This window comes from Aliterella sp. E5.1, from assembly GCF_057473825.1.
Window position 1 is genome coordinate 1 of sequence record NZ_JBYCCV010000222.1, and the last position, 2,944, is coordinate 2,944.

At 40.0% G+C, this 2,944-nt stretch carries 1 protein-coding gene and 2 pseudogenes; all 3 read right to left on the bottom strand.

From position 1 onward, the window contains the following. Nucleotides 1-389 (bottom strand): annotated as a pseudogene (locus AC2VE5_RS25355) (hypothetical protein); the annotation flags it as partial. A gap of 815 nt (nucleotides 390-1,204) precedes the next feature. Beyond that, entirely contained in the window at nucleotides 1,205-1,915 is a 711-nt protein-coding gene (locus AC2VE5_RS25360; protein WP_486890358.1) for an IS6 family transposase, read from the bottom strand. 296 nt (nucleotides 1,916-2,211) lie between these two features. Further along, a pseudogene (locus tag AC2VE5_RS25365) lies at nucleotides 2,212-2,944 on the bottom strand (hypothetical protein); the annotation flags it as partial.

Consider the following 2,944-nt stretch of genomic DNA (forward strand, 5'->3'; position numbering starts at 1 on the left):
AAGAGCTGACTCTGCGATTTTAAATTAATCATTCCAAAACTTAGAGTCAAGTCTCTCAGATGAGATTCTGGGAGATCTTTAAGGTAGTGAAATGTAGTTTCCCACGAATTCAGTAAAGCAATAAATATGAATTTAGTGTTGTTTGCAAAGTCTCCTAGTGCCCTTCTTTCTAAACACCTACTTAATAACTCCGTATTCTCTGGGCTGATTCCCAATACAAACTCTCGCAACCCTGCTTCAATCATTCTTTTTACGAGTTCATATTTGCTGTCAGTGTTTATGGCGAAGGCTGAACGTTCAACTCCTTCACGGATTGTTTCATCAACAAGGGCTTTGATATTGAAGCCTGTTAATTTTTTGGTAACACAATCTTTAGGGATACTCAACATATTTAATTTTTTCCTTTTACAAACATTTTTGAATCAGAATCTGCATACCAAATTGTAGTGGCATATTGAGAGCAATATGCCATAGTAGAGGTTGAGCAGATAAAAAATTAAAGCTGAAAACAACTATCCTACATAGGTTTTAGAGTTTGCTACTCTCTTGTACGCAATGCTGTTGTAGGTAAAGAAAAATCAAGGGTTAAGAGCTCTTATTTCCTTTCGAGCCGTTATCTCGGATCAACCTCATACTCTTTTTATCAGTTTTGATGTTTGACAAAGTAAAGGCATAAACTACGGTTGTGTTGCTAAAACTTTTTGGTAAAAAACAATGCGATTCAATGGTATTGTTTTTTACTAATCGGGGAATTTGCCTACTTAAAAAGTATGAAACTTCCATTGATGACGATTGGGTTTATTGGAGTTGCAAAATGAGTAAACATCCTGAATTACTAACTTTAGCAACTGCTCTAAAAATGAGCGAATCGTAAAAGCCAAGGTTCTCCTAGAAAAAAATTTCTTAGTAATCTGAGTATTTAGTTCATGTATGCTCACTCTTACCTATTCAAATAGTAAATTAATACTGTTTGAATAGTATTGTATGCCTCCATATTTACAAATCTATCTAAAAGCATATAATTTTAAATTAATTTATCATTCCTGGGATAGATGACATAAAGTATGGTTCAATAATTTAGAATCCATAGAAGGATTGTCCTTCTTGGCACTGCGAAGAAGGTAATCACCGCCAATTGTGACAAATTACGGTTGTGTTGCAAAAACTTTGCGAGGACAGAAAACCCCTGTTGCAGGAGTTTCGATTATGCAACCACTCCAAAGATTCTGTTGACGAAGAGAATCCGCTCTTTGATGGCTCCTTTGGGAACTCCTAAAATCTGTCCTTTTCGCATCATATTGATGATTTCATATCCTCGGATGGTTCGGCGTGCCGTATTGAAAGACCCAAATCCCATCCCCGGTTCGACTAATCGTTTGATGCCTCGATGATCTTGCTCCACGATGTTATTGAGATATTTAATCTGTCGTAATTTCACTATTTCGGGTAACTTTTTGGCGGCAATGAGTTCCTTGATGGCTTTTGGATAAGCGGGGTTTTTATCCACAGTAATGACTCGTGGAATCTGAGTATGCATAGCTTTCAATGTCTTACGGAAAAAACGTTTCGCCGCCAGAGCATCTCGTTTGGCTGTGAGCAGAAAGTCTAAAGTGTTTCCTTGTGAATCTACGACCCGATATAAGTAATTGCCAGACCCTTTAACCTTAATATATGTTTCATCCACTCGCCACGAGTCATTAGTTGGACGCAAGTGTGGTCTAAAACGCTTGTCTATTTCTGGACTATACTCCTGCACCCAACGGTAAATTGTTGTGTGGTCTACTTTCATTCCTCTCTCGTTCACCATCTCTGCTACTTGGCGGTATGAAAGCGGATAACTGAGATACCAGCGCACGCATAGTAGGATGACTTCGGGCTGATAGTGCCGCCACTTGAACGGGGAAGATGGATTCATCAAAGGCAGACAGAATTATTTTCTCTAGAGGAATTGTTTCAGCTTACCATTTTTTGCAACACAACCAAATCGTTCAACACGCTGGTATTTTGATTGAACGTAGCAGAATCAGGCGAAGGTTGACCCTTGGCGCTAATTGGTAATAAAACAACTAAAGCAGAAAAAGAAAAGATCAATCTTCTAACGAATTTAGAAGCAGAAAAAGCTTTCAACATAACACTTCTAGGTTTAACCCAACCCGTGACTTCAACTCAGTATTCATCATAGTAGTGGAACAACTTTATCTCCAGTAATTATTAGGACTGAGCCACAAATTCAATCTCATTCAAAACAAACCGTTGTGGACTTTGCCAGCCATCAGGAAATGCAATTATTGTTTGCTCATCAAACCAAAGCTCTACACTCCGAAACCTAAGCAGTCGAGGAATATCCTCAATTCCTGTGTACCAAAGCGTCGGATAGTGGCGGCGATTTTTGGTCAGGCGGCTCAATTTATCTTGGTCGCTCAACCCTTCTTCCAGTGGCGGCGTTTTGGGCTGCGGTAATTCCTTTATGTTGGTGACGGATGGAGTGACGGGTAAGGGTGACGGGTCAGAATCCTTTGTTAGTAATGGTTCAAGTGGGATGACTGAAAAAGACGTATCCTCATTATTTATTTTTTGCTCGTACTCTAATTGATTTTCTATTTCTAAACTTTTCTTAGAAGTTTGAACTAACCCGTCACCTTTGCTCAAATCCTTATTGGGCAAGTGTTCTGACCCGTCACCCGACCCGTCACCTGACCCGTCACCACCCGTCAATAGTTGCATCAAGTTGTAATCATGAGTCGGGAAATCCCCATCGCCATCAGTACGCAACCTCAATCCCCTAATGAATTTGCCAGTTTTCGTAACTTTGCGCTCAATATCCCAACCCAACACGCTGCGGCATAATTCCAGCAAGTCTGGGGAGAAGTTTTTATTAGCCTTGGGTTGAGTGCCGGACTGTTTACTGTGCAAGCAGTAAGAGCCGTACAGAGTTTGAGGCGAA